This is a genomic window from Bradyrhizobium sp. 1 (assembly GCF_023073315.1).
Lineage (GTDB): Bacteria > Pseudomonadota > Alphaproteobacteria > Rhizobiales > Xanthobacteraceae > Bradyrhizobium.
Genome location: NZ_JADPJH010000022.1, coordinates 105,312 through 128,758 on the forward strand (window position 1 = coordinate 105,312; position 23,447 = coordinate 128,758).

Annotated in this window: 23 protein-coding genes; 13 read left to right on the forward strand and 10 right to left on the reverse strand. The window is 61.3% G+C overall.

All coding sequences use genetic code 11. From position 1 onward, the window contains the following. Window positions 1-327 precede the first annotated feature (327 nt). A complete protein-coding gene (locus tag IVB29_RS17155; protein WP_247504552.1) occupies window positions 328-1,077 on the forward strand; it encodes a class I SAM-dependent methyltransferase in 750 nt (249 codons plus the stop codon). 106 nt (window positions 1,078-1,183) lie between these two features. Here IVB29_RS17155 and IVB29_RS17160 read toward each other — a convergent pair whose 3' ends face one another. The 9 genes from IVB29_RS17160 to IVB29_RS17200 form a co-directional block, all read right to left on the reverse strand. Beyond that, window positions 1,184-1,819, reverse strand: coding sequence for a response regulator transcription factor (locus IVB29_RS17160; RefSeq protein ID WP_247504553.1), 636 nt, complete (start codon window positions 1,817-1,819; stop codon window positions 1,184-1,186). Between the two features lie 157 nt (window positions 1,820-1,976). Further along, window positions 1,977-2,606, reverse strand: coding sequence for a response regulator transcription factor (locus IVB29_RS17165; protein WP_247504554.1), 630 nt, complete (start codon window positions 2,604-2,606; stop codon window positions 1,977-1,979). Between the two features lie 117 nt (window positions 2,607-2,723). Further along, window positions 2,724-3,929: an ATP-binding protein gene (locus IVB29_RS17170; RefSeq protein WP_247504555.1), complete on the reverse strand. Its 1,206-nt coding sequence runs from the start codon at window positions 3,927-3,929 to the stop codon at window positions 2,724-2,726. Between the two features lie 360 nt (window positions 3,930-4,289). Beyond that, a complete protein-coding gene (locus IVB29_RS17175; protein ID WP_247504556.1) occupies window positions 4,290-4,541 on the reverse strand; it encodes a hypothetical protein in 252 nt (83 codons plus the stop codon). A 14-nt stretch (window positions 4,542-4,555) separates the two neighbouring features. Further along, window positions 4,556-5,437, reverse strand: a complete 882-nt coding sequence (locus IVB29_RS17180; RefSeq protein ID WP_247504557.1) for an outer membrane beta-barrel protein — start codon at window positions 5,435-5,437, stop codon at window positions 4,556-4,558. Between the two features lie 131 nt (window positions 5,438-5,568). Beyond that, window positions 5,569-6,816, reverse strand: a complete 1,248-nt coding sequence (gene arcA / locus IVB29_RS17185; protein WP_247504558.1) for an arginine deiminase — start codon at window positions 6,814-6,816, stop codon at window positions 5,569-5,571. 25 nt (window positions 6,817-6,841) lie between these two features. Next, window positions 6,842-8,275 carry a basic amino acid/polyamine antiporter gene (locus IVB29_RS17190; RefSeq protein WP_247504559.1) on the reverse strand — a complete coding sequence of 478 codons (1,434 nt, stop codon included), beginning with the start codon at window positions 8,273-8,275 and terminating at the stop codon, window positions 6,842-6,844. 125 nt (window positions 8,276-8,400) lie between these two features. After that, window positions 8,401-11,487, reverse strand: coding sequence for an efflux RND transporter permease subunit (locus IVB29_RS17195; protein WP_247504560.1), 3,087 nt, complete (start codon window positions 11,485-11,487; stop codon window positions 8,401-8,403). Beyond that, on the reverse strand, window positions 11,484-12,593 hold the full coding sequence (locus IVB29_RS17200) for an efflux RND transporter periplasmic adaptor subunit (protein ID WP_247504561.1): 1,110 nt from the start codon (window positions 12,591-12,593) through the stop codon (window positions 11,484-11,486). The genes IVB29_RS17195 and IVB29_RS17200 overlap by 4 nt, the downstream gene beginning before the upstream one ends. A 309-nt stretch (window positions 12,594-12,902) precedes the next feature. Here IVB29_RS17200 and IVB29_RS17205 point away from each other — a divergent pair, with 309 nt between their 5' ends. From IVB29_RS17205 to IVB29_RS17240, 8 genes are all read left to right on the forward strand, one after another. Next, window positions 12,903-13,106 (forward strand): DUF3551 domain-containing protein, encoded by a 204-nt coding sequence (locus tag IVB29_RS17205; RefSeq protein ID WP_247504562.1) that lies wholly within the window; start codon window positions 12,903-12,905, stop codon window positions 13,104-13,106. 287 nt (window positions 13,107-13,393) lie between these two features. Then, window positions 13,394-13,846, forward strand: a complete 453-nt coding sequence (locus IVB29_RS17210) for a Na+/H+ antiporter subunit E (protein ID WP_247504563.1) — start codon at window positions 13,394-13,396, stop codon at window positions 13,844-13,846. Next, window positions 13,839-14,129 carry an MrpF/PhaF family protein gene (locus tag IVB29_RS17215; protein WP_247504564.1) on the forward strand — a complete coding sequence of 97 codons (291 nt, stop codon included), beginning with the start codon at window positions 13,839-13,841 and terminating at the stop codon, window positions 14,127-14,129. Before IVB29_RS17210 ends, IVB29_RS17215 begins: the two co-directional genes overlap by 8 nt. Continuing rightward, window positions 14,126-14,416, forward strand: coding sequence for a monovalent cation/H(+) antiporter subunit G (locus IVB29_RS17220; RefSeq protein ID WP_247504565.1), 291 nt, complete (start codon window positions 14,126-14,128; stop codon window positions 14,414-14,416). Before IVB29_RS17215 ends, IVB29_RS17220 begins: the two co-directional genes overlap by 4 nt. After that, window positions 14,413-15,351, forward strand: a complete 939-nt coding sequence (locus tag IVB29_RS17225) for a hydrogenase subunit MbhD domain-containing protein (RefSeq protein ID WP_247504566.1) — start codon at window positions 14,413-14,415, stop codon at window positions 15,349-15,351. Before IVB29_RS17220 ends, IVB29_RS17225 begins: the two co-directional genes overlap by 4 nt. 2 nt (window positions 15,352-15,353) lie before the next feature. Beyond that, window positions 15,354-15,695, forward strand: a complete 342-nt coding sequence (locus IVB29_RS17230; RefSeq protein ID WP_247504567.1) for an NADH-quinone oxidoreductase subunit K — start codon at window positions 15,354-15,356, stop codon at window positions 15,693-15,695. Then, the gene (locus tag IVB29_RS17235) at window positions 15,695-17,461 is read left to right on the forward strand and encodes a proton-conducting transporter membrane subunit (protein WP_247504568.1); all 1,767 of its coding nucleotides are present in this window, start codon (window positions 15,695-15,697) and stop codon (window positions 17,459-17,461) included. The genes IVB29_RS17230 and IVB29_RS17235 overlap by 1 nt, the downstream gene beginning before the upstream one ends. A 174-nt stretch (window positions 17,462-17,635) precedes the next feature. After that, window positions 17,636-18,139 carry a DUF1269 domain-containing protein gene (locus IVB29_RS17240; RefSeq protein WP_247504569.1) on the forward strand — a complete coding sequence of 168 codons (504 nt, stop codon included), beginning with the start codon at window positions 17,636-17,638 and terminating at the stop codon, window positions 18,137-18,139. A gap of 5 nt (window positions 18,140-18,144) precedes the next feature. Here IVB29_RS17240 and IVB29_RS17245 read toward each other — a convergent pair whose 3' ends face one another. Further along, window positions 18,145-18,855, reverse strand: coding sequence for a Bax inhibitor-1/YccA family protein (locus IVB29_RS17245; RefSeq protein WP_247504570.1), 711 nt, complete (start codon window positions 18,853-18,855; stop codon window positions 18,145-18,147). Between the two features lie 631 nt (window positions 18,856-19,486). Between IVB29_RS17245 and IVB29_RS17250 the strand changes: the two genes are divergently transcribed. From IVB29_RS17250 to IVB29_RS17265, 4 genes are all read left to right on the forward strand, one after another. Beyond that, on the forward strand, window positions 19,487-20,926 hold the full coding sequence (locus IVB29_RS17250) for a basic amino acid/polyamine antiporter (protein WP_247504571.1): 1,440 nt from the start codon (window positions 19,487-19,489) through the stop codon (window positions 20,924-20,926). 307 nt (window positions 20,927-21,233) lie between these two features. Beyond that, window positions 21,234-22,364 (forward strand): AI-2E family transporter, encoded by a 1,131-nt coding sequence (locus tag IVB29_RS17255; RefSeq protein WP_247504572.1) that lies wholly within the window; start codon window positions 21,234-21,236, stop codon window positions 22,362-22,364. Next, entirely contained in the window at window positions 22,361-22,960 is a 600-nt protein-coding gene (locus IVB29_RS17260) for a hypothetical protein (RefSeq protein WP_247504573.1), read from the forward strand. Before IVB29_RS17255 ends, IVB29_RS17260 begins: the two co-directional genes overlap by 4 nt. Further along, window positions 22,961-23,437, forward strand: coding sequence for a DUF992 domain-containing protein (locus IVB29_RS17265; RefSeq protein WP_247504574.1), 477 nt, complete (start codon window positions 22,961-22,963; stop codon window positions 23,435-23,437). Window positions 23,438-23,447: the final 10 nt, after the last annotated feature.

Genomic DNA, 23,447 nt, shown 5'->3' on the forward strand with positions numbered 1-23,447 from the left:
GGGACCCGCTGATCAAGAGTCCCCTTGATCAACAAGTTCATCAATGAGGTACGTGCAAACCTAAGCCGTCGCGCCGACCTCAACCCGTCGGGGCGGCTCTGCTCTTTCCCCGGCGGCCCGCAGGCCCGTGGAGCGGGTTCGGCACGAACTGCGCCCGCCGTTATAAGCGCTCATTGGCTTGGTCGTGTCGCCACCAAAACGCCGTCGAGCGCGCGGCCATCGATTGACACATTTGGAAACATTTGGAATTGTACATGTTTAGCAAGAACTTACGCCGTCCATCAACCTCGGCAGCGTTCGCAATAGGTGTCAGTTTCGGGTGATGACTTGTTCTACAATTTCGCAGACTGGTTACGACGGACAGCCATTTTTTCGATCGCTATCGACATTGCGCGGCAGACGTTGCCGGCATCGGCGCTGATCTGGCTACGCACGCAAATGGTGCGCAATCTGCGCGGCACACCAAACGAAGTGTTCAGCGAAATATATCGACGGAACATATGGGGCTACAAGGAGACTGCTTCCGGCGGTGGATCGACGCTACACAATACGCAAAGGGTACGGGAAAACCTTCCCGGGCTGATCGGCGATCTCGGAATCAATACCCTGCTCGACCTGCCTTGCGGCGATCTGCATTGGTTGTCGAAGATCGAGCTTCCTGTGTTGCACTATATCGGGGGCGATATCGTCCCGGAGTTGATTGAACGCACCACGAAGCAACACGGTCGGCCGGACCGCACGTTTCTCCAGATCGATCTCTGCAACGATCCGCTTCCGAAGGCTGACCTGCTGCTCTGCCGCGACTGCTTCATTCACCTGTCCGAAGACATGATCTTTGGCGCAATCGACAACATCCTCCGGTCAAACATCAGATATCTTCTGACCACCACTTTCCCGAACGGGAAGAACCGGGCGATTCGGACAGGAGACTTTTTCACAATCAATCTTTGCGCACCGCCCTTCAACTTCCCACCTCCGATCAAGACGCTTGACGACTACGTTCCCCCGTTCGATCGACGACAGCTTGCGCTGTGGGAGGTCGAGACTCTGCGGGACAACCGGCGGGGCCTGCACTAGGCCATGGGAGGTCTCGGCCTTGTGCTGGTTCCAGCCACTTCTCGGCTGTCGAGAATCCGTCGGAGCTGGCTCGCCAGCATCAAGATATTTTCACCCATCTGCCAATTCAGGGCGCGACCAATTTCTTGCGGATGGCATAGCGAACAAGTTCGGCGGTCGATGACATCCCGAGCTTGCGCATGGCTGCGGCACGATGGGTCTCGACGGTCTTTACGCTGAGCTTCAAGAGGGCGCCGATGGATCTGTTTGTATGTCCCTCCGCGATGAGCTGAACAACGCTCTGTTCGCGTGAAGTGAGCAGCACATCCGACTTGTTCTGCTTATTGATTTGATAGTCATGCAACAGCTTCTCCAGCAGTACACTGGTGAAGTACGGCCTGCCGTCGAGCAAGGCCTCGATTGCCGAAATCAAATGCTTCCTGGCATCCGACTTGAAGAGGAAGCCGCGGATGCCAGCCAGAATGGCCTCCGTCAGGAGCTCCTCGCTTTCGTGCATCGTGAGGATCAGCACTTCCGTACGCAGATGCATCAGCCTGAGGCGGCGACTAACTTCGATTCCGTTCATGAGCGGCATCGAATAGTCAACTATTACGATGTCTGGACGCGTTTCCAGCGCCAAAGCCACAGCCTGCTCGCCGTTGGTTGCCTCTCCACTGACGATCCAATCGGAGCGCGTGTCGACGATCGCCCGAAGCCCAAAACGTACAACTTCATGATCATCGGCAATCACGATGCGCTTCACGGCGTCGTTTCCCGAATGTCGGCCCAAAATTCATCGGACAATCAACGAAGATGACCGGCAGACAAGTGGCGGTCGATCCTACCAGCCATCGTCAAGAGAGTTTATTATGCAAAACCCTGATGTTCCCCGGCGAATGTACCGACGTTCGCACGCCGGATCAGGCATCAACCAGCCTTGCTCGAACTGCGTATCGGACCAGACCGGCGGTCGAGTTCACGTCGAGCTTTCGCATTGCCGCCGCGCGGTGAGCCTCCGTCGTCTTCACGCTCAGGTTCAGGATGGCGCTAATGCCCTTGTTGCTATAGCCCTCCGCGACCAACTTGACGACAAGCCGCTCGCGCGGCGTAAGTCCTTGGTGCCCGCTCGCGGCGTCAGCTGATCCGCGGTCGAACTCGTTCGACGCGTTCTTGACACAGAACGGCCTGTGAACCAGCAGCGAATCGACAGCCGCCAGCAGCAGTTTGCTCGCGTCAGACTTCACCAGGAATGCCCGCGCGCCGGCCTGATAGGCCTGCTGGGCCAACAGACTGGAGTTGTGGACGGTAAAGATCAGAACCTCGGTCAAGAGCGGGTACTGCTTGATCCGACGGGCAACCTCCACGCCTGTCATGCGCGGCATCGAGAAATCGACGATCGCGACGTGCGGCTGACTCTCGATCGCCGCGGCGACCGCCTTGCTGCCGTCGCTCGCCTCCGCGACCACCTCCCAGTCGGCACGTTGCGCCAGCACCGCACGGAGGCCCGAACGGACGGCTTCGTGATCGTCGGCGATAAGGATTCGCTTCATGGCATGAACTCCGGACCATCAACTCCATGCTCAGCTTTCGAGTTCCCGCAGGCGGACGAGGGAATCCGCTTGCAGCCGGCGACCCGTGATCAATTTACCGAGTGCCCGCGCTGGCACTCATGATTGCAATGGGGTTCGCCGCTTGCGTCGCTTCGCTTCGACGCGATGCGGGAACGCCGCGCACAACGTTGTGCCGGAGTGCGGCGTTTCCGGATCGGATCGGATTTGAAGCGTGCCGCCAAGCTGCCTAAGTCTCGCCCTCATGGCCGGAATACCGACCCCCATCGACATCGCGCTGTTCCTGTCCCTCGCGCGACGGACTGGAAAGCCGCGTCCATTGTCGCTGATCGTCAACCGCAACTGTCCGTTAGTCGCCTCGACAACTATTTTGACCTCTGTCGCCCTCGCGTGGCGGAATATGTTCGTGAGTCCTTCCTGGACGACCCGTAGCAGCGAACGCTGGCTCTCGTACGAAAGCTGGTCGACAGAGGCGTCGATATCGATGCCGACGCGCAACGACGTCCGTGCCGCAAAGCCGTAAGCGTAGCACTCAATCGTCGCCTTCAGTCCCTGCGCCATCAGGTTCTGCGGATGTAGCAGATAGGTGAGAGAGCGGATCTCCCTCAGGGCCTGGTCAATCGATGCATCAACATCGTCGCAAATGCGGTCAAGCCCATCGGCCGTACCAAGGCAGGTGCGAATACGCATCATGCCGAGACTAGCGGCAATCAGGTACTGGCAGGTCGAATCATGAAGCTCGGACGCTATCCGTTGATGGATATCTTCCTGAATGGAAGCCAAGTCGACGCTGCTGCGAACGTTGTCGGCCTCGTCGGCTCCGTCATCGGGAAACTCCTCAGGGAAAATCCGGTGACGACCGATCAATCGGACAATGACGCCCGCGATAGGATCGAGGATCGGAACGACGATTGTTTCGACGTCCCGCCGCAAACCACCGAATGTCAGGCTGTGGTGAATTCTGACCTCAGTTTGCTCTGCAAGACACGCCTCGAGGCCCTCACAGACCGACTCAGAATTGCCTCTTCCCATACAATCGGAGATGCCCATGCCCGACACTTCGCGCGATGACATTCCCAGGACTGCTTCGAAAGCGTGATTGATCCCCTCATATGTGAAACCGCCGCGCAACGGGCGCACCGCAAATAGAAGGTCTTCACGGTCGAGCCCATCACTGATCGCTTCCGAAACAAACAGATGCTCCGTGATGCTGGGCCGCGTCAGCGAGTTCGCATTGCAAGGTTTCACGGTACGCACCAAACTTCCCAGACCATTCTCGAAATCGACCCTCAGAAGCGATTTCAAGAACTATCCGCCTAGCGGTCTCGGCAGCGACGACTCGAGTCGCACGCGCCACCTCTAAGGGAATAACATAGAGCATACACCCATGTTTTGCGCACAACCACAGAGTAGTATTCCCTAGGGATGAAGACCTCGCATGACTGACATGAATTTCCGCATAATACTGTGCAGTTTGTGCCAGTTCCGTGGGCCGCTCAAGCACGACAACAGTGACTAAAATTGTCGTTAAGCAGCGATCCAGACCAGCGGCTGTGACCGCCGTTTACGGAGGCCGACCGATGTCACGCCAGGTCTTGGAAAGTGCACGATGCATGTTGGGCCTGCACGGCCCCGCAACGTCAGATCCTGTCGAGCGAGGATCCGCTATCGATTGCTGCCGCTGCTCGCGCTCGACTTCTTCTTGTGCCTGGAGATCGGAGCGGGCTGTGGTGAAGGTGCAATCACCAGCGGATGAGACGGCACCCGGAGACGATTTTGCCCAACGTCGTCCCGCAGCGCATCGGTATCCAGGCGCTGGCTTCGTTCGACGGCATCACGCGGATCCGCCGCCGCGGCGGTCGCCGCCATCATCCCGAAAACCGTCCCCAGCAGCACAAACCGGCGTCTCACAAGCATTTTCAGGCACTCTCTCAAAAGGCGAAGTCGAGCCGCGGACCGATCCGGAGATCCCTGTAATGGCGGAGCGGAACGTTCGACGTTCGGGCCTCGTACAGCACGCTGGTCGTCAGCGACAGGTTACTGGCGAAATTATACTTCAGACCGATATCGGCGGAATAGAGCTGGTCCTCCCGGCCGGAATTCAATCCGTCGGTGAACCAATAGGCTTCGAATAACGGCGCGCTCACGATCGACCATTTTGAATCGAGTTTGACCTCAATGCCGAGAATGGCATCAAAGCGCCAACGGCGAGCTTCCGCCAGATCGGAAAACCGATAGGTCAACAGCAACAACGGCGACAGCGTGACGTTATTGACCTGGAAGTCACGGGCCACGGAACCCATCACGTCGTGCGAGATGAATGCGAGACCCCGGTAGACGCCATCGAAATCGTAGCGGTTCTCGTAGATGGCGGAGAACCGCCAGCCGTTCCAGTTCTCGGTCAGGCGCCCACCCAGGCGCGCGATCGCGGCATTTCCGTCCTTCTCCGTCGCGAACGCCTCATACTGCGCGCGGGCATAGAGTCGATAGGACAGGTCATTTGTCAGATAACCGTCCAACCTGACGCTGATATCAGGCTCATAATAGCCGTCCGATCTGCGGTTATCGCGGCTGAACAGGGCGTTGTCTGTAAAGGTCGGCGAGACCGAGCCAACGACGCTCCAAGAAGGCGCCGGTAGCGCCGGTGGTTCCGCCTTGAAATCCCTCAGATCGACGTCAGCTGCAAACGCGGCGGTCGAAGCCAAGAGTCCAATCGTCTGCAAAAGAAATCCAGATACACGCATCCGAATCCTCGAGATCGTCGGCTTTGCCCCGCCACGCGAGGACGATAGGCTGGCCTTGTCGAGTGTCAAGCAATGGCGGCATAGCTCGCGGAGATTGCAAACCGATGTGACAGGGAGAGCACACGAATTGCGCCGTGAGCTCCCGGTCCGCGGAATCTTGTTGATCTCACCAGCCAGAACAGTCCGCTACCTGCGTCCCGCTAATAGTCCACCGGATCGCGGATGATCGGGCACGTCATGCAGTGGCCGCCACCACGACCGCGGCCCAGTTCCGCCCCGACGATGGTGATGACCTCGATACCCTCTTTGCGCAGCAGGGTGTTTGTGTAGGTGTTTCGATCGTAGGCGTATACGACGCCTGGTGACGCGCAGACGAGGTTGGCCCCACTGTCCCACTGCGTTCGCTCGCGCTGATAGTCGCTTCCGCCCGCCTCGACCACGCGAAGTTTCTTGAGACCCAGCGCCTCCTCGACGACGTCGACAAACGGCTTCTCTTCCGCGTGCAATTCGACGCCGCTCGGCGCATTGCTCGGGCGGTAGGAATAGGTACGAGTCTGATTGATGAAGTCCGGCGCGGTCAGCACGCAGTCGCGGTCAGCGAAAGTGAAGACCGTGTCGAGATGCATGGCGGCGCGAATCTTTGGCATTGCTGCGACGATCACGCGTTCCGCCGCCTTCTTCGCAAACAGCGTCGCCGCGAGTTGGCTGATCGCCTGTCGCGACGTGCGTTCGCTCATCCCGATCAGCACAATTCCCTTGCCGATCGGCATCACGTCGCCCCCCTCCAATGTAGCCAGCCCATGATCGTGCGTGGGATCGCCCCACCAGACATTGACCTTGCCGGCAAAATCGGGATGAAACTTGTAGATCGCCGTTGTGAGGATCGTTTCCTCTTGCCGCGCCGGCCAATAAAGCGAATTGAGCGTCACGCCGCCATAGATCCAGCAGGTGGTGTCGCGGGTGTACAGCGTGTTCGGCAGCGGCGGCAGCAGGTACTCGGTCGCGCCCGCCGCCTCCTTGACCATCTTGATGGCCGCGCCGCCATGCGCCTCGGGAAAATCATGGGTCGACAGGCCGCCGAGCAAGGTTTCCGCGAGCTTGCGATTGTCCAGGCCGGAAAGGTAGCTTCTCAGTTCGTCGATGAAGCCAAGGCCGACCTGATTTGGCACGACCTGGTTGTCGAGAATCCAGTTCTTGCCTTCGGGTACCGCCACCGTTTCGGCCAGCAGGTTGTGCATTTCCACCACGTCGACACCACGGTCGCGCATCTTGGTGACGAAATCGAAGTGGTCACGCTTGGCGTTCTCCACCCAGAGAACATCGTCGAACAGCAACTGATCGCAATTCGATGGAGTCAGGCGCGAGTGCGCGAGGCCGGGCGAGCAGACCATCACCTTGCGAAGCTGGCCGACCTCCGAATGAACGCCAAAAGCTGGAGAGTTCGCCATTGTGGCTCCTTTTCGTATTGGGACGCTAGATGGTGATATAGCCGGTCGCCAGACCATGGATGCCGACAACGCAGCCAATGACCGCGACTGCGAACAAAACCCACTCGGCCGGCGTGAAGAGTTGTTTGCCCTGCTCTTTTCGGGTGATGTAGTACAGGATGGTACCGGGGGCGTAGATGATGAAGCCGAGCAGCAGGAACTTCGTCCCGCCGGCGAACAACAAGAATATGGTGTAGATCGTCGCCAAGACCGCAATGATGGCATCCTTGCTGAGGTCGCGTGGATCCCTTTCGTAAGTCTCCCTGCGAAACACCAGCATCAACGCAAAGGCCGCGGAGAGAAAATAGGGAATCAGCGAGAGGTGGCTGCATAGCGACAGCGCAAAGGTGAAGGCGTCGTCGGAAAACAGCGTTGCGACGAGTACGAGCTGTACGAGCAGTGAGCTCATGAACAATGCAGCCGAGGGCACCTGGTTGGCATTCTCGCGCGCGAGGAAAGCGGGCATGTCCTGATTTTTCGCTGCCACCGAAAGCACCTCAGCGGCCATCAGCGTCCAAGCCAGGTATGCCCCGAGCACCGAGACGATCACGCCGACGCCGATGAACAGGGCGCCCCAGTAACCGACGGCGGCTTCGAGCACACCGCCAACCGAAGGCTGGCGCAGCTGCGCTAGCTCTGCGCGAGGCAGGATGCCGTAGGCCAGGATCGACACCGAGGCGAACAGCGCGAGGACGCCCAGGAAACCCGTCACGGTCGCGATACCCACGTCCTCGCGTCTCTCCGCGAAGCGCGAATAGTTGCTTGCGCCCTCGATGCCCAGGAACACGAAGACCGTTACCAGCATCGTCGCTTTGACCTGTTCAAACAGACTGCCGTAATCCCCGGTCGCGCCGCCCCAGAGGTTAGCCACGAATACGCTGGGCTTGAGGTAGAAGATCGCCAGCACGACGAAGACCAGTAACGGGATGACCTTGGCGATCGTGACGATCTTGTTGATTCCCGCCGCTTCCTTCACGCCGCGCAGCACCAGAAAATGGAATGCCCATATTCCGACCGAGGAGATGAGCACCGCGGTCAACGTATTGCCCTGCCCCAAAGCGGGAAAGAACGCACCGAGTGTCGACTTGATCAGGATCCAGTACGACACGTTGCCGACGCAGGCGCTGGCCCAGTAGCCGAATGCCGAGAAGAAACCGACATAGGGCCCGAAGCCCGCCCGGGCATAGGCGTATACGCCGGCATCGAGATCCGGCTTGCGGTTTGCGAGGGTTTGGAACACGAACGCCAGCATCAGCATGCCGGCGCCGGCGATGGCCCAGGCAATCAGGGCTCCGTAGATGCCCGTAGCCTGTGCGAAATTGCGCGGAATCGAAAACACGCCTGCGCCAACCATGCCGCCGACGACCATGCCGGTAAGGATTCCCAGCGGGACTTTCTGTTGTTCGCCGTTCGCACCCATAGTGGTACCCCGATCATCTGCAATGCCCTCAGGGCGAACGCAGATAGGCTTTCGATCATCACAGATGCACTCACTGCGCAGTGGGGGGCATCGGGTTGACTACCTAGCCGAAGGCGAGGATTCCCCTATCGGGCTCTACCCTCCCCCTTCGTGCGGCTTGGGTCGCGCTGGATCACCACCGGCTGAGTTGCGCCAAACCAGGCGACATAGATCGTCGGCAGGAAGACGAGCGTAAGAACCGTCGCAACCAGCAAGCCGCCCATGATCGCGAACGCCATCGGCCCCCAAAACACCGTTGGCGCGATCGGGATCATCCCCAGCACGGTCGATACGGCCGTCAACATGATCGGCCGGAACCGGGAGCTGCTGGCATCGACCGCGGCGTCCCAAGGTGTCTTACCAAGAGCGCGCTCCGCGTCGATCTGACCGATCAGGATGACCGCGTTCTTGCTGATCATGCCCAGGAGCGCGAGAACCCCCAGAATGGCGACGAAGCCCAGCGGTCTCCCGGACAGCATCAAGGCTGCAACGACCCCGATCAGGCCGAGCGGCGCAACGCTGAGGACCATGAACAGTCGCGGGAAGCTTTGCAGCTGCACCATAAGGACCGTGAACATGACCAACAGCATCACTGGGACCACGGCCAACACGGATGCCTGCGATTTCTGGCTTTCTTCCACCGTCCCGCCCGCGACCACGCTGTACGACGGCGGGAGCGTCTTCTGGAACTTCTCGATCGTCGGCAACAGCGAGGCGACCACGCCTTCCGGCAATTTCTCACCCGCGATGGCGGCCTGGACCGTCAAGGTCGGAACGCGGTCGCGCCTCCAGATGAGCGGAAACTCCTGATCATATTCGAAGGATGCAAACTGGCTGAGAGCAACGGTCTGTCCGCCCGGCAGCGCCACCTGCAGATTGCGCAGACTGTCCAGCGAGACCCTTTGCTCGTCGGTCGCGCGGGCAACCACGTCGACCAGATAGATATCGTCGCGGACCTGGGTGATGGCCGTACCCGTGATGACGGCGTTCAGGACGGTCGCGATCGCCTGCGAGCTCAGGCCGAGTTGACGTGCCTCGTTCTGGTCGACGCGGATGCGTACCTGCCGGTCGGGCTCCATCCAGTCGAAATTCACCTGCTTGGTGTCCGGACTGGAAGCAACGATCTGCCCGACCTGCAGCGCGATCTCTCGTACCCGCTCCACGTCAGGCCCGCCCACCCGATACTGGATCGGCCAACCGACCGGCGGCCCGAGCTCGAGCGGCGAAACGAACGCAATGGCCTTGGGAAATTCCTCGGCCAGCAGTTTTTCGAGCTTGGCATGCAGGCGTTCACGCGCGGCGACATCTTTTGCGATCACCACGGTCTGCGTGAAGAAGTCGTTCGGAAGCTGGACGTTAAGAGGCAAGTAAAAGCGGATGGCGCCGCGTCCGACATAGGTGCTCCATCGTGCCACATCGGGGTCGATCGCCAGCGCCGCATCCAGGCGCTTCGCCGCAGCCTCGCTCGCGTAGATCGAAGCGTTCTGGGGCAGGCTGACATCGACCAGCAGTTCCGGACGATCCGACGACGGAAAGAACTGCCTGGGGATCAACGGCATCGCAAGGACCGAGGCGACAAAGAGTGCCATCGAGATCGCAATGGTCAGCCATTTCGCGCGCATCGCCGATGTCAGGAAGCTCCGGTAGATCCGGAAAATCCTGCTAGGGTCAGCCGAGTTGCCTTGCTTCGGCGGAACGAGGATCGCAGCGCCAAGCAGTGGCGTGAAAATGACAGCGACCATCCAGGAGACCAGCAGTGCGATCGTGACCACGGCGAACAGCGAAAACGTGTACTCGCCCGCCGAGCTCGCCGCAAAGCCCACCGGAATGAAGCCGGCGATCGTCACCAGCGTGCCGGCGAGCATCGCCATCGCGTGGGTCCGATAGGCGAAAGTTGCCGCCTCGACCTTGCTGGCGCCCTCCGCCAGTTTGGTGAGCGTCGCGTCGGTCGTTGTCATCGCATCGTCGACCAGCAAGGCGAGCGCGATAATCAGTGCGCCGAGCGATATTCGCTGCATGTCGATGCTCAGCAGACCCATGATCGGCAAGACGATTGCCAAGGTGAACGGTATGGCAAGCGCGATGATCAGACCGGGTCGCACGCCCAGGCTGATGAAACTGACCACCATGATGATGGCGATCGCCTGGAGCAACGAGACCATGAACTCCCGAATGGCGTGATTGACCACGACGGGCTGGTCGGCGACCAGGCTCGGCTCGATTCCGATCGGGAGGTCTGCGGTAATCTGCGCCATCGCCTTTGTGGTGTTGGCGCCCAGCGCAAGAATATCCCCGCCGTCCCGCATGGCGATTGCGAGTCCTATGGCTGGCTTTCCGTTGACCCGAAACATCGGATGGGGCGGGTCGGTGTAACCGCGCCGCACCCGTGCGATGTCGCTCAAGCGAAGCATGCGCCCGCCTGCGGAAAAGTTGATGTCGGCGATGTCCTGCTCGGACTGGAAGCCCCCTGACACCCGAATAGAGATGCTTTCCGAGCTCGTCTGTATCGTTCCCGCCGGACGCACGATGTTTTGCGACTGGAGCGCCGCAATAAGGGAGGACCGATCAACGCCGAGGGCCGCGAGCTCCTTCGTGGAAAACTCGACGAAGATCACCTCATCCTGCTCGCCCAAAAGCTCGATCTTCGACACGTCAGGCACGAGAAGCAGTTTCGAGCGAATATCCTCCACCCGATCGCGCAGCTCACGCTGGCTGAAACCGTCGCTGGTGAAGCCGTAGATGATGCCGAACGTATCACCGAATTCGTCATTAAACCCAGGCCCGATCACACCGGCGGGTAACGTATGGCGCATGTCGCCGATCGACTTGCGCACGTGGTACCAGGTGTCGGCGACCTCGCTTGCGTTGGCGCTGCCCTTCAGGTTCACAAAGACAGTCGAGACACCTGCCCTCGTGAAGCTTCGCAGGAAGTCGAGATGCGGCGTTTCCTGGAGGCGACGTTCGAGGCGCTCCGTCACCTGCTTCATCGTCTCCTCCACAGATGCACCGGGCCAAGCGGCCTGAACAACCATGGTCTTGATGATGAAGGCGGGATCTTCGTTGCGACCCAAGCGGAAATAGGACAATGCACCCGCGATAACCGCGACGATCATCATATAGACAATCAGCGAGCGGTGTTTCAGCGCCCAATCGGAAAGATTGATTCCACTCATTGCCCTGATCCGAGCACCCGGACCTTCTGACCCGGATGAAGCGCCTGGACGCCGGCGGTGACAACGACTTCACCGGTGTCGAGCCCCTGCGAGATCACCGCTTGGGCTTCATCGAACCGCAGCACATCCACATTGCGCACCGAGACCGTACTGGCGGTCGGATCGACGATCCATACGGCGGCGCGCTGGTTCATCCTGGTCAGGGCGGAGGACGGAATATCGATCATCGGCCCTGCACTCGTGTTCACCCGCCCAACGACCGTCGCGCCCAGGCGCATCGCCGACGGAGGGTCGGTCAGACCGACCCTGACCTCAAAGGTCCGGGTGACGGCACTGGCCTGCGCGGCAACCTCGCGAATGCGCCCTCTGGCCTTGACAGTAGGATCATCAGCCAGGCTGACCTCAACCTCCGGATCGGCTGAAGCAGCTCTGACCATTTGAGAGGGGACGTCGAAGACCGCATCGCGGCCGTCTTGCCGCGCGATCCTTGCGATCATCTGCCCAGCCTGCACCACCTCGCCGGCTCCTGGACCAGTGGCGGTTATCACGCCGGGGGCATCGGCTTTCAGTTCCGTGAATCCGACCAGGTCATGCGCGGCACTCAGTGCGGCTTCAGCCGCATCGACCTGCGATCGCGCCGTTTGCTGCGCCTGGGTCGCGGCATCGTAATTGACGCGCGTGGTCCAGCCCTGCGCCAAAAGCGTCTCCTGACGGTCGAAGTGATTGCGGGCCTGCGTCAACTGCCCCTGAGCCGCGGCGAGAGATGCCTGCGCCTGCCGCAGTGCGTTCAGCTCGTTCTGGGACTCCAACCGCGCCAGCACCTGGCCGACATTGACCCGATCGCCGATCTTGCTGTCGTTGTTTGACAGCCGCCCGGATATCCGGAACGCCACATTCACTTCATCTTCGGCTTCGACCCGGCCGGAAAATGTCAAGGGCGTCGTGATTTTGCGTTTTTCCACGGTCGCCGTACGTACGATCCGCGGCACGGGCGTGTCATTCGTTGCCGCTTCTCTGCCGCAGCCTGCGATAATCGGCGAGAACGCAGCCAGGAAAGTCAGTGTGACGATGCGCCGAGGCGTAGATCGGCTGCCGCGCGTGAACATGAGCTCTTCCGTTCCGGGTGTGAAATGTTGCCGATCGGCCTTTCCGGGGTTGAGTTGGTTCGGTGTCGCGGTTGGCATTTTTGCTGATGGGGCCCGCTGCCAACATCGGTAAATCTACTCGATGCAACCGGATGTAATCGTGGTTCACCGTGGCTTGTGCCTTGGGAGATTCCTGAGACCCGATCAGGCAATCACCCAATACCGCCAGCTCCGCCGACACGACATGATGCAACGTCAGGTGAAGCAAACGCTTGAAGAACAACGCTCGAACGTAGCTCCCACCGAAACGACGGATCAGGAGGATTTCAAATGCGAAAGTTTATCTTGGTGGCCACCGCCATCCTGGGGGCACTGGCGATCACGCCCGTCGCGTCACAGGCGCAAACTCAGCAACATCAATGGTGCTCCAAGTTCAAGGGAATGACCAATTGCAGGTATTCCACCGAGGAGCAGTGCCGGGCGTCCAGGAGCGGAAGGGGCGGCACCTGCTTCGCCAGACAGGCGTCGCGCTAGTTGCGCGGCAGGGTCGCGAGATCCTATCCAAAACGATGGCGCCGTACGATCCGCTCGTGGGCGCCATCGGAGCCATTCTGGATGATGATGTATCGCTACGCCGGCTCGCGGCTCGGTGCATTGAATGATTTGCCGAGGAAGCCGCCGCCAGCGAACCCACGTCCTGGAGGCATCGTCGAATCTGGCGACGCAAATCCGGAGCAACCGAGGAAGCCGACATGACAGGGTCCTCACGTGATCGAGACGGGCGCACGGCCATCACGGGTGGACAATTGTGGCGGATAGCGATGTTCAGAGCAGCATCGTTCCTCTGCCTCTGGCTCGTTCTTGCCGGAGCCAATCCAGGAGATATTCCTGCCGCTGCGGTTGCGATCGCCGCGGCAACCTGGACAAGCTTGCACCTGCTCGAACCCAGCAGCTCGCGGCGTTCGCTTGTGGCCATCGCCCGACTGGCGCTGCTTTTCCTCTATCACTCCGTCGTCGCCGGCATAGACGTCGCGGGACGCGCACTGAATCCCCGATTGCCGCTACATCCGGGATTTGTGGCCTATCCGTCCCGGCTATCACGCGGCGTACGGCAGAACGTGTTCACGACACTCACCAGCCTGCTGCCCGGGACGGTGCCGGCCGGCGAAGAGAACGGGCACATCGTCTATCATTGCCTCGACGTCACACAACCAGTCCTCGACGATCTCGCCGCCGAGGAAGCGGCGCTGGTCCGGGCCCTCTACAATGACTGAATTCCTGACCGCTGCCGTCGGCTTGATCCTCGCGCTTCTGGCCCTCGGCCTGGTGTCGATCTTGCGCGGTCCGGGCGACACCGACCGGATGATGGCTGCGCAGCTGATCGGTACCGCGGGCATCGCGGTGCTGCTGTTGCTCGGCACCGTGACAGGCGTCCCGGCAGCCGTCGACGTGGCCTTGATCCTGGCGCTGCTCGCCACCTTCGCATCCATCGCGTTCGTCAAGAAGGGGCTGTCCCGCCTCGAAAGCGACGGGGTCGGTTCGGCGGAGGACAAGTGAACTTCGCGCGGGACATCATGACTATCGCGTGCGTCTCGACGGGCGCGTTCTTCTTCCTGGCCGGCACAGTCGGCCTCCTTCGCTTCCCCGACACCTTGACCCGCCTCCACGCGCTGACCAAGGCCGACAACCTCGGCCTCGGATTCGTCGTGCTCGGGTTGCTTCCCCAGGCAGGAGGCCTGCGCGACGGGCTGAAGCTGATGAGCATCTGGATGTTCGCACTTCTTGCCGGCGCCACGGTCTCGCAATTGATCGCGCGCACGGTGCGCCGAAGCGGGGCCGGATGAGCATCGCAACGGTCTTCGAGGTCGCACTCGCCGCCGTGGTGCTGGGCCTCGCCATCTGGACCATCGCCGTCCCCGAGACGTATTCGGCAACGGTGGGTTTCGTCGCCTACGGTCTTCTGGTCGCGCTGATCTGGGTTCGTCTCGACGCGGTCGATGTCGCACTGACGGAAGCCGCCATCGGCGGCGGCTTGGGTGGCGTCGTGCTGTTGGGAGCGGCTGCCCGGTTGCGCGATGCCGAGGCCACGGCAGCCGAACGACCCGACCGCTTTACGCGTCTGATCGCGGCCATCCTGTCCGCATCGATCGCGGCGGCGCTAGGTCTCGCCATCCTGATCCTGCCCGATCATGCTCCAACGCTGGCACCGGTCGTCGCCGCGAATGCCGGAGCGACCGGAATGGCCAATCCGGTCACCAATGTCCTCATGGCATTTCGCGGGATGGACACCATGCTCGAGAAGGTCGTGCTCCTGCTGACCGTCGTCGGTGTCTGGTCGCTCGCGTCGGACCGGGCCTGGGGCGGCCGTCCGGGACCGCATCACGAAGCCGACCCACATGGCGTTCTCGCCTTCCTCGCCCGCCTGTTGCCCCCTGCGGGCATTGTCGTCGGCATTTACATGCTGTGGACTGGGGCCGATCACCCCGGCGGAGCATTTCAGGGCGGTGCGGTTCTCGCGTCCATGTGGCTGCTGGCCATCATGGCTGGATTGGCGGACACGCCGCCCGTGAGCAGCCGATGGCTGCGGTTTATCCTGGTTGCCGGGCCCGGCCTGTTTCTTGTCGTTGGCCTCGGTGGGCTTTGTTTCGGAGCGGCCTTCCTCGCCTATCCGGTTGCGTTCGCCAAACCGCTGATTCTCGGCATCGAGGTCGCGATGGTCCTGACGATCGCAGCGACCCTCGCCCTCCTCCTCGCCGGCGCGCCTGAAAGGAATGCATAGCGATGAGCAGCGTATCGGTGTTCGGATTGTGTGCCGCCGCCGCGGTCGGACTTGGGCTTTACGGCCTGATCACCAACCCGCAACCGTTACGCAAGATCGTCGCATTCAATCTGCTCGGCAGCGGAGTGTTTCTCCTGTTCGGGATCGTCGGGCGACGGGGTGCCGCGGCGGGTGTTGGCAACGATCCGGTGCCGCAGGCCCTGGTGATCACGGGGATCGTGGTCGCGTTTTCCGCAACGGCCCTGGCGATCGCCTTGTTGCTCCGGTTATTCCACGCCGCGGGCTCCACGACGCTCAGCAGTCGAGCGCCGACGAGCCCGCGCTCTGATCCATCAGGTGGCTGATGCTGTCCCCCGCGCTGGAGACGAGTGCGGGTGGCTTTCTGCTGGTGCTGTCGATCGTCGTACCGGTCGCGGGCGTGCTGTTGGCATTCGCTCTCGGCGACCGCTACGTCCGGCTGGTCGCATTCACGGTCGTGCCGGTCGGGTCGACAATTGCCGCGGCAGTTCTCCTGGTCTTGCCGCAGAACGACGGCCACCTTGCCTATCTGCTCGGTGCCTGGCCGCCACCATTGGGGGTCGCCTTGCGAGCGGACGGATCGTCGGCGGTGATGCTCGCGACCACGGCGATCGTAATCTGCGTCGTCGCCGTTTTTGCCGCGAGCGATTTTCGTCCTGCATCAGGGAACCGGCGTGCGCCTTTCGCATTCTGGATTCTTTTGTTGGCGATCTGGGCGGCGCTGAACACGATCTTCGTCGGAGGCGATCTCTTCACCCTTTACGTCGCCCTGGAACTGCTGACGTTCGCCGCGGTGCCGCTGGTCTCACTGGAGGGGCGCGCAGAGACGCTTCAGGCTGCGCTGCGCTATCTTCTCTTCGCATTGCTCGGCTCGATCCTCTACCTGATGGGCACCGCACTGTTCTATGGCCTGTACGGCACGCTCGACATCGTGCTGCTGTCTCATCGCGCCTCCGCGGAGCCCGGCGCGCTGATTGCGGCGGCATTGATGACGACCGGCCTCCTCGCCAAGACCGCTCTCTTTCCTTTGCACCTCTGGCTGCCGCCCGCTCACGCCGGCGCACCGGCGGCCGCGAGCGCGATCCTGTCCGGCCTGGTCGTGAAGGGATCGTTCTTCATCCTTCTGCGGCTGTGGTTCAACGTACGCCCCGGCATGTCCGGCTTTGCCGCTGCACAATTTCTGGCGGCGCTGGGAGCCGGCGCGATCGTGGTCGGAAGCATCGTCGCTCTGCGGCAGGAGCGCCTCAAGCTGCTCGTCGCCTATTCGACATTGGCTCAGATCGGCTATCTCTTCCTGATGTTTCCGCTGGCCTTCAATGCCTCGGGTCAGCTCGAAAGTGGGCAAGCGCTTGCTGGCGGATTGCTTCAGACGGTCTCTCACGCCACTGCGAAAGCGGCGATGTTCCTGGCAGTCGGGTCGATCTACGCCGGATTCGGCCATGATCGCGTCACCGGGATCCGCGGCGCCGCACGCGCCCTGCCCTTGAGCGTCATGACCTTTGCGTTAGCCGGCTTCGCACTGATGGGCGTTCAACCGGGTGGCGCCGCCCTGGCGAAGGAGTTGTTGCTCCAGGAGACGGCAAGGACGGGACAGTGGTGGTGGGCCGGCGTGCTCCAGGTCGGCGGGATGTTCACGGCCGCCTATGTCGTTCTGGTACTTGCCCATGCGCTTTCGCCTCCGGATCAGCCGGTCGCACTCGTGGCGAAGCCGCCACGCAGCAGCGGTTTGGCGGCGCTTGCCTTGGCACTCTGCTCGCTACTGCTTGGCCTGCTGCCATGGGAGCCGTATTTGCCGATCACGTATGCCGCGGAATCGAAACTGTTCGGGGTCGAAGCGCTCGTCAAATTGCTCGTAACCGTGTTCGGAGGTGCCGCGCTTGCAATCCTGCTCAGTCCCTGGCCGCATCCCCTGGCGTTTTCGGCAGCCGGGAAGACGATAATGCACCTGATCGCCCCCTTGCGGCGCACCTGTATCGGACTCGGCAGCCTGGTCGAAACGGGCGACGGCGTTCTTCGTCAATGGTCGACGGCCAGCATATCGCTCCTCCTGGTCGCGTTGCTGCTCGCCGCGCTGATGTTCGTCGCCAATTGAATTTCCAAGGCCGGTGAGGGATCCGCGTTCCGGCAGGTCCGGAACATCCTCCCTGCTCCCGAGGGTTTTCTCGGATGCCGGGCTGGCCTCTCACCTTCTAGTCTCGATTTAGCACCGTGCAGCCGGGATCAGTCCCTTCTGGACGGAGCTACCCCAATGGTAACGGAGGCCTCCATGTCTGATCTTGTCGCAATCGTGTATCCGAACGAGGCGAAGGCCGAGGACGTCCGCCAGCGGCTGCTCAAGTTGCAAAAAGAGTACCTGATCTCCATCAGCGATGCCGTCATCGCGGTGAAGACGGAAGCCGGCAGCGTGAAGCTGAACCAGCTCGTCAACACCACGGCGACGGGCGCGATCACCGGCAGCTTCTGGGGCCTCCTGATCGGCGTCCTCTTCCTCAATCCGATCATCGGTGTGGCGCTCGGCGCCGCGTCGGGGGCGCTGGGAGGCGCCTTATCCGATTTCGGCATCAACGATTCGTTCGTGAAGGAGCTTTCGGCATCGCTCCACCCCGGCAACGCCGCCCTCTTCGTCCTGATCAAGAACATGACCGCCGACAAGGTCCTCAACGAGATCAAGGACGCCGGCGGGGTCGTGCTGAAGACCTCCCTGGACGAGACCAAGGAAAAGATCCTGCGCGATGCGCTCGCCGGTGCGGCGGAGCGACCGGCGGCTTGAACCGCCTACCGCCGCCCGCCCAACAGGCGCAGGAGCATCATGAACAGATTGATGAAGTTGAGATAGAGCGACAGCGCCGCAATCACGGACTTGCGGCCTGCCGTGGTCTCGTCGTCCCTGCTGTCATACATCGCCTTGATCCGCTGGGTGTCGTAGGCCGTAAGTCCCGCAAAGACACCGACGCCTACGATCGAGATCAGCCAATCGAGTCCCGTCGACCGCAGGAAGAGGTTGACCAGGCTGGCGACGATGACGCCGATCAAGCCCATGAACAGGAAGCTCCCGAGCCCGGACAGATCGCGCCTGGTGGAGTAGCCGAAGATGCTGAGTGCCCCGAACATTGCGGCCGCGATGAAGAAGACGCGCGTGATCGAGGCGCTGGTGTAAATGTGCAGCAGGGTCGAGAGCGAGATGCCGACCAGCCCGCCATAGAGGAAAAACAACAGCCGCGCCGTTCCCACCGACAGCGTATTAATGCGCGCTCCGATGAAAAATACCAGCCCGAGCGGTGCCAGGATGAAAACCCACATCAGTGGGCTCTGAAGCAACGCAGGGCCTGTCAGTTGATAGGTCAGCCACGCCACAACGGCCGTCAGGCCGACGCCCGCAGCCATATAATTGTAGATGCGCAGCATATATGTGCGCAATCCGGTATCGATCGCGAGCGAGCTGCCAACGGTTCCCGGGACGGTCGCGTTCGGTTCATAGTTCGACATCGCCTGCCTCCTCGCGTTCGTTCGCAGGAAGAAGACAGGCTATTGATCCGGCTCCAGCGAGAACATCGGATGATCACCCGAGTGGAGGAGGATACATTACCTTACTCGCCGGACGCGTATTTTCGGCGGCTTGCCGAAACGTAATGCGGGATTCGACCGGCGCTCCTTATCCCTTTTGCCTAGATTCTTACGCGCTTGTCACTGGAATGCGGCGGCACACCGGCCTACTCCGTTGGCATGCGCTACTTCTTTCATATTGTCGACAAATACGGTCTCTCTCCGGACGGGACGGGGTATGAGCACGCGGACCAGGAAGCCGCCGTCCTGCACGCCAGGCGCATCGCGGCGGAACTCGCAAAAGCGGGCGATTTCTGCCGTGCAGGCTTTGTATTGATCGCGTGCGCCGCTACGGAATCCGCCGGTTCCCATTAGAGCGCGCGGCCCTCGCTCCACAGCGTCGGGCAGGTGCCAGAGACATCGGCCGCCGATTTCCTGCCTTGCCCTCTACAGAGAATCCCTGATGTCACGAGGGGAAAGCCGCCTCTAAGGTTCGCGCCAAGGGTGGCCGGCCTATCTCGCTCGAATTCAACCGCCGCGCTCACCTCATCTCCGATTGAAAGCCATTCTCATCATGGCTCCTTCGTCGAACGAGGTCGATCAGAAGCTTTCGCGTAGCGCGCTCGTCGCGCTCGTGGTCGGATCGATGGTTGGTTCCGGCATCTTCGCGCTGCCGGCCTCCTTCGGACGCGTCACCGGCGTGCTCGGAACACTGATCGCCTGGGTCATTGCCGGCACTGGCATGCTCATGCTCGCCCTGGTTTTCCAGACGCTGTCTCGCCGCAGGCCGGACCTGGATACGGGCATCTACGCTTACGCCAAGGCAGGGTTCGGAGACTATATCGGCTTTGCTTCGGCGGCCGGCTACTGGATCGGATGTTGCCTCGCCGATGTGGCCTGTCTCATTCTGATCAAGGCGACAATCGGACAGTTCTTTCCCGTCTTCGGCGATGGGACGACGCCGGCGGCCATCGCATCCGCATCCGTCCTGCTGTGGGGCGTCCATTTCCTGGTGCTGCGAGGCATCAAGGGAGCCGCCACCCTCAATACGATTGCGACCTACGCCAAGATCATTCCGATTCTGCTTTTCATCGGGGTGGCATTCATTGTCCTCGATCCCGACCTGATCTCCCGGAATTTCTGGGGAACTGAGCAGCCGAGCGGGGCAGCGATATTCGGGCAGGTCCGGAGCACCATGCTGCTCACCGTCTTCGTCTTCGTCGGAATTGAGGGCGCGAGCGTGTACTCGCGCTACGCCAGGGACCGCTCCGATATCGGGTTTGCGACCGTTGCCGGCTTCCTGTTGGTTCTCTGCCTTCTTGTTCTGGTGACGCTGTTGTCCTACGGCGTCCTTACGCGGCAGGAGCTCTCTGGCCTCTCAACACCGTCGATGGCCGGAGTGATGGAAGCGATGGTCGGGCGTTGGGGTGGCATCTTCATCAGCGTGGCGTTGCTGATCTCGATTCTTGGCAACTACCTGTCATGGTCGCTACTGGCGGCCGAGGTTCTACACTCCGCGGCGGTCAACCGCACGATGCCATCTTTTCTCGCGCGGGTTAACGCCCACCAGGTCCCCGCCGGCGCGCTCTGGCTCACCAACTGCGTTATCCAGGCGTTCCTTCTCGTCACCTGGTTCGCCGAATATGCATTCACTCTCGCCTTGAAGATGACAAGCGCGATGACGCTGATTCCGTACTTCCTGGTCGCAGCCTACGGCCTCAAGCTGGCTTATCTCGGCAACTCATATCACGCTGGCGAACGCGCCCGTAGCGTCGACGGGATCCGCTCGGCGATCGCAACGCTCTACGCCTTGGCCATGATCTACGCGGGCGGCCCCACGTTCCTTCTGCTGTCGTCGATCCTTTACGCACCGGGAACGTTTCTGTTTTTCCTGGCCAAGCGCGAACGCAAGGAGACCGTCTTCAAGCCGTTCGAGGCGATCATCTTTACCGTGATCGCGCTCGCAGCCTGCACCGGAATCTATGCGCTGGCCGTCGGTGCTATCTCGATTTGAAGCCTTATGGGTCGAATGGAGGCCAACATGAATATCCGGACCGTTTGCGGCGCTCTGGTTCTAGCCGCGTCGATCGCCACCGCGCAGCCAACCTCCTCCCAAGCGCAATCGACCGCCCCAGCCACATCCGCGCCAAAACCTGCCGCTGCAACACCTGCGCCCAATGCCGCGACACCAAATACCAATACGAACCCAACCAAGCATCGCTACTGGCGCCATCGCGGCGGCTCGCATCCTCACTACGGCAGCCGCCGCGTTCGTACCTAGGCCCGGACTCGACGGCCCCTTGCAATTCCCGAGTTGACCGATGAGCGAAGTGAGCACAGGACAAAAGCAGCTTCGTGAGAACGCGATCGGCGAGGCTACAGCCGCGGCCTATGGGCCGCGCGGCTTCCTCGCAACAGGCCTTGCCTTGCTCTCCATATGCATTGCCCTCTTTCTGGTGTGGCAAACGGTATCAAGCCTCCTGATCATCTTCGCGGGCGTGCTGTTTTCGGCTTTTCTGGATGCTGCTGCGAGGGCGATGGCGCTTGTCGTTCGCCTCAATCGCATCTGGCGGCTGACATTCGTGCTTCTGCTGCTCGCTGCCGCGGTCGGACTTGGCCTCGTCTGGGGAGCCGGCAAGCTTCCGGAGCAAACGCGCCTGTTGCTGAAAGTCATGGACACCCAGTTCGACATCCTGCAGCGGCATCTTCTGAGCTACGGCGTCGACCTGCTCGGTCCGGAATGGGGCCGGGATTTCGCGCAATGGCTGGTCTCCGACCAAGGTCGGTTCTTCAGTCACGCCCAGCTCGTCCTTGGCGGAGCGTCGAGCTTTCTGGCCGGCGTGCTGGTGATCGTGTTCCTCGGTATCCTCTTCGCCTTTGATCCCACCAGCCACCGCGAGAGCCTCGTGATGCTGGCGAAGCCGCCCTATCGCGGCCGGACACGCGCCGTGATGAACGAGATGGGGAACGTCCTGCGGCTTTGGTTCGTCGGACAGCTGATCCGCATCATCCTGATGACACTGTGCGTGTGGGTCGCGCTCTATCTCATCGGGCTTCCCGGTCCCTTCGTGCTTGGACTGCAGGCAGGCCTCTCCAACTTCGTTCCATATCTGGGACCCATCCTTGCCGCAATCCCGATCGCGCTCGTCGCGATGCCGCTTGGCGGATCGCTGCTGATCTGGGCCGTCGTCATCTACACGATCATTCAATCGATCGAGGGCTATGTGATCGGCCCGCTGATCCAGCGACAGGCGGTCGAGATTCCTCCCGCCTGGACATTGGTCGCGATCGTGTTGCTGGGTGCGTTGTTCGGCGTCATGGGCATTGCGCTCGCCATGCCGCTGGTCGCCGTCGGCCGGGTCGCAATCATCAGATTTTACGTCGAGGATTACCTCGGCGATGACCGCGGGCGGGCGTTCAACAAGGGACCGTCGCAAATGGGTGCGGCATGAGCGAGATTGGAGCCGAACGGAACGAGGGAACGGAGCCATCCTCGACGCATTCGGGTATGACACATTTTCTGTGGCAGCAACTTCCCTACATCATTGCACTGGTGCTCGGCGTCGCCGGCGTCGCCTACACCAACGCGTCGCACCAGCCTCTCGTCGGCTATTGGGAATTTCTCGCGCTCGCCATCGGCGTGGTCTGTGTCATCAACAAGTGGACGGAGATCGATGGCAGGGAAGCTCGCTGGCGGCTGATCTGGACTCAGGCGCTGCACTGGGTGGCCGTCCTTGTCGCGATGAACGTCATGCTGGTATCAGGCGTTCAGCAATTGCTGCCGACGCCGGCAACCAGCCTTGTTCTTCTCACACTGCTTGCGCTCGGCACCATCCTCGCAGGCATCAGTCTTCTGTCGCCGCAAATTGCCTTCCTCGGCCTTGCGATGGGCATCACGGTTCCGGCGATATCCTGGTTGCAGCAATCCATCATCTTCTTCCTGTTGGGCGCCGTCCTGCTGATCGGCCTCGGCATCACGTTCTGGCTTCGCCAGGACCGCAGCCCAAGGAGTTCGCCCGCCAACAGTGGAAGCCAAACGGAGGCCTGAATGCGCATTAACCTGATTCTCGCAATCATCTTCGGATCCGCCTTGATGTGCGCCGATGCCCTGTCCGCACGCGCCGAGACATTCAGGGTCGGCCGGCTGATATGTACCAGCACACCACGCGTTGGACTGGTGCTTGGCTCCGCGCAGGAGCTTCGTTGCGTGTTCACGACGACGCGCCCGACCCGGCAGTACGTCTACGAGGGGCGGATCAGACGGGTTGGTCTCGATATCGGCGTGACCAGCGCAGGCAGCCTGTCATGGGCCGTCTTCGCCAGGAACTCGCGCGTCGGCCCCGGCACGCTGCGGGGGAGCTACGTGGGTGCGAGCGGCAATGTCGCGTTCGGCCCCGGTCTCGGAGCGAATCTTCTCATCGGAGGCTCTCGCCGGACGATTGCGCTCCAGCCCCTGTCGATCGAGCGATCGATCGGCTTGAACCTTGCCGCGGGGATTACGAACCTGACACTCGGACGGCGATAGCGGCTAGTCC

Bases quoted from the DNA above. Each gene is read 5' to 3' on its own strand.
- IVB29_RS17165 (WP_247504554.1), bottom strand. From the start codon at position 2,606: ATGAAGCGAATCCTTATCGCCGACGATCACGAAGCCGTCCGTTCGGGC.
- IVB29_RS17175 (WP_247504556.1), bottom strand. From the start codon at position 4,541: ATGCTTGTGAGACGCCGGTTTGTGCTGCTGGGGACGGTTTTCGGGATG.
- arcA (WP_247504558.1), bottom strand. From the start codon at position 6,816: ATGGCGAACTCTCCAGCTTTTGGCGTTCATTCGGAGGTCGGCCAGCTT.
- IVB29_RS17190 (WP_247504559.1), bottom strand. From the start codon at position 8,275: ATGGGTGCGAACGGCGAACAACAGAAAGTCCCGCTGGGAATCCTTACC.
- IVB29_RS17195 (WP_247504560.1), bottom strand. From the start codon at position 11,487: ATGAGTGGAATCAATCTTTCCGATTGGGCGCTGAAACACCGCTCGCTG.
- IVB29_RS17200 (WP_247504561.1), bottom strand. From the start codon at position 12,593: ATGTTCACGCGCGGCAGCCGATCTACGCCTCGGCGCATCGTCACACTG.
- IVB29_RS17205 (WP_247504562.1), top strand. From the start codon at position 12,903: ATGCGAAAGTTTATCTTGGTGGCCACCGCCATCCTGGGGGCACTGGCG.
- IVB29_RS17210 (WP_247504563.1), top strand. From the start codon at position 13,394: ATGTTCAGAGCAGCATCGTTCCTCTGCCTCTGGCTCGTTCTTGCCGGA.
- IVB29_RS17215 (WP_247504564.1), top strand. From the start codon at position 13,839: ATGACTGAATTCCTGACCGCTGCCGTCGGCTTGATCCTCGCGCTTCTG.
- IVB29_RS17225 (WP_247504566.1), top strand. From the start codon at position 14,413: ATGAGCATCGCAACGGTCTTCGAGGTCGCACTCGCCGCCGTGGTGCTG.
- IVB29_RS17230 (WP_247504567.1), top strand. From the start codon at position 15,354: ATGAGCAGCGTATCGGTGTTCGGATTGTGTGCCGCCGCCGCGGTCGGA.
- IVB29_RS17235 (WP_247504568.1), top strand. From the start codon at position 15,695: ATGCTGTCCCCCGCGCTGGAGACGAGTGCGGGTGGCTTTCTGCTGGTG.
- IVB29_RS17240 (WP_247504569.1), top strand. From the start codon at position 17,636: ATGTCTGATCTTGTCGCAATCGTGTATCCGAACGAGGCGAAGGCCGAG.
- IVB29_RS17245 (WP_247504570.1), bottom strand. From the start codon at position 18,855: ATGTCGAACTATGAACCGAACGCGACCGTCCCGGGAACCGTTGGCAGC.
- IVB29_RS17250 (WP_247504571.1), top strand. From the start codon at position 19,487: ATGGCTCCTTCGTCGAACGAGGTCGATCAGAAGCTTTCGCGTAGCGCG.
- IVB29_RS17255 (WP_247504572.1), top strand. From the start codon at position 21,234: ATGAGCGAAGTGAGCACAGGACAAAAGCAGCTTCGTGAGAACGCGATC.
- IVB29_RS17260 (WP_247504573.1), top strand. From the start codon at position 22,361: ATGAGCGAGATTGGAGCCGAACGGAACGAGGGAACGGAGCCATCCTCG.
- IVB29_RS17265 (WP_247504574.1), top strand. From the start codon at position 22,961: ATGCGCATTAACCTGATTCTCGCAATCATCTTCGGATCCGCCTTGATG.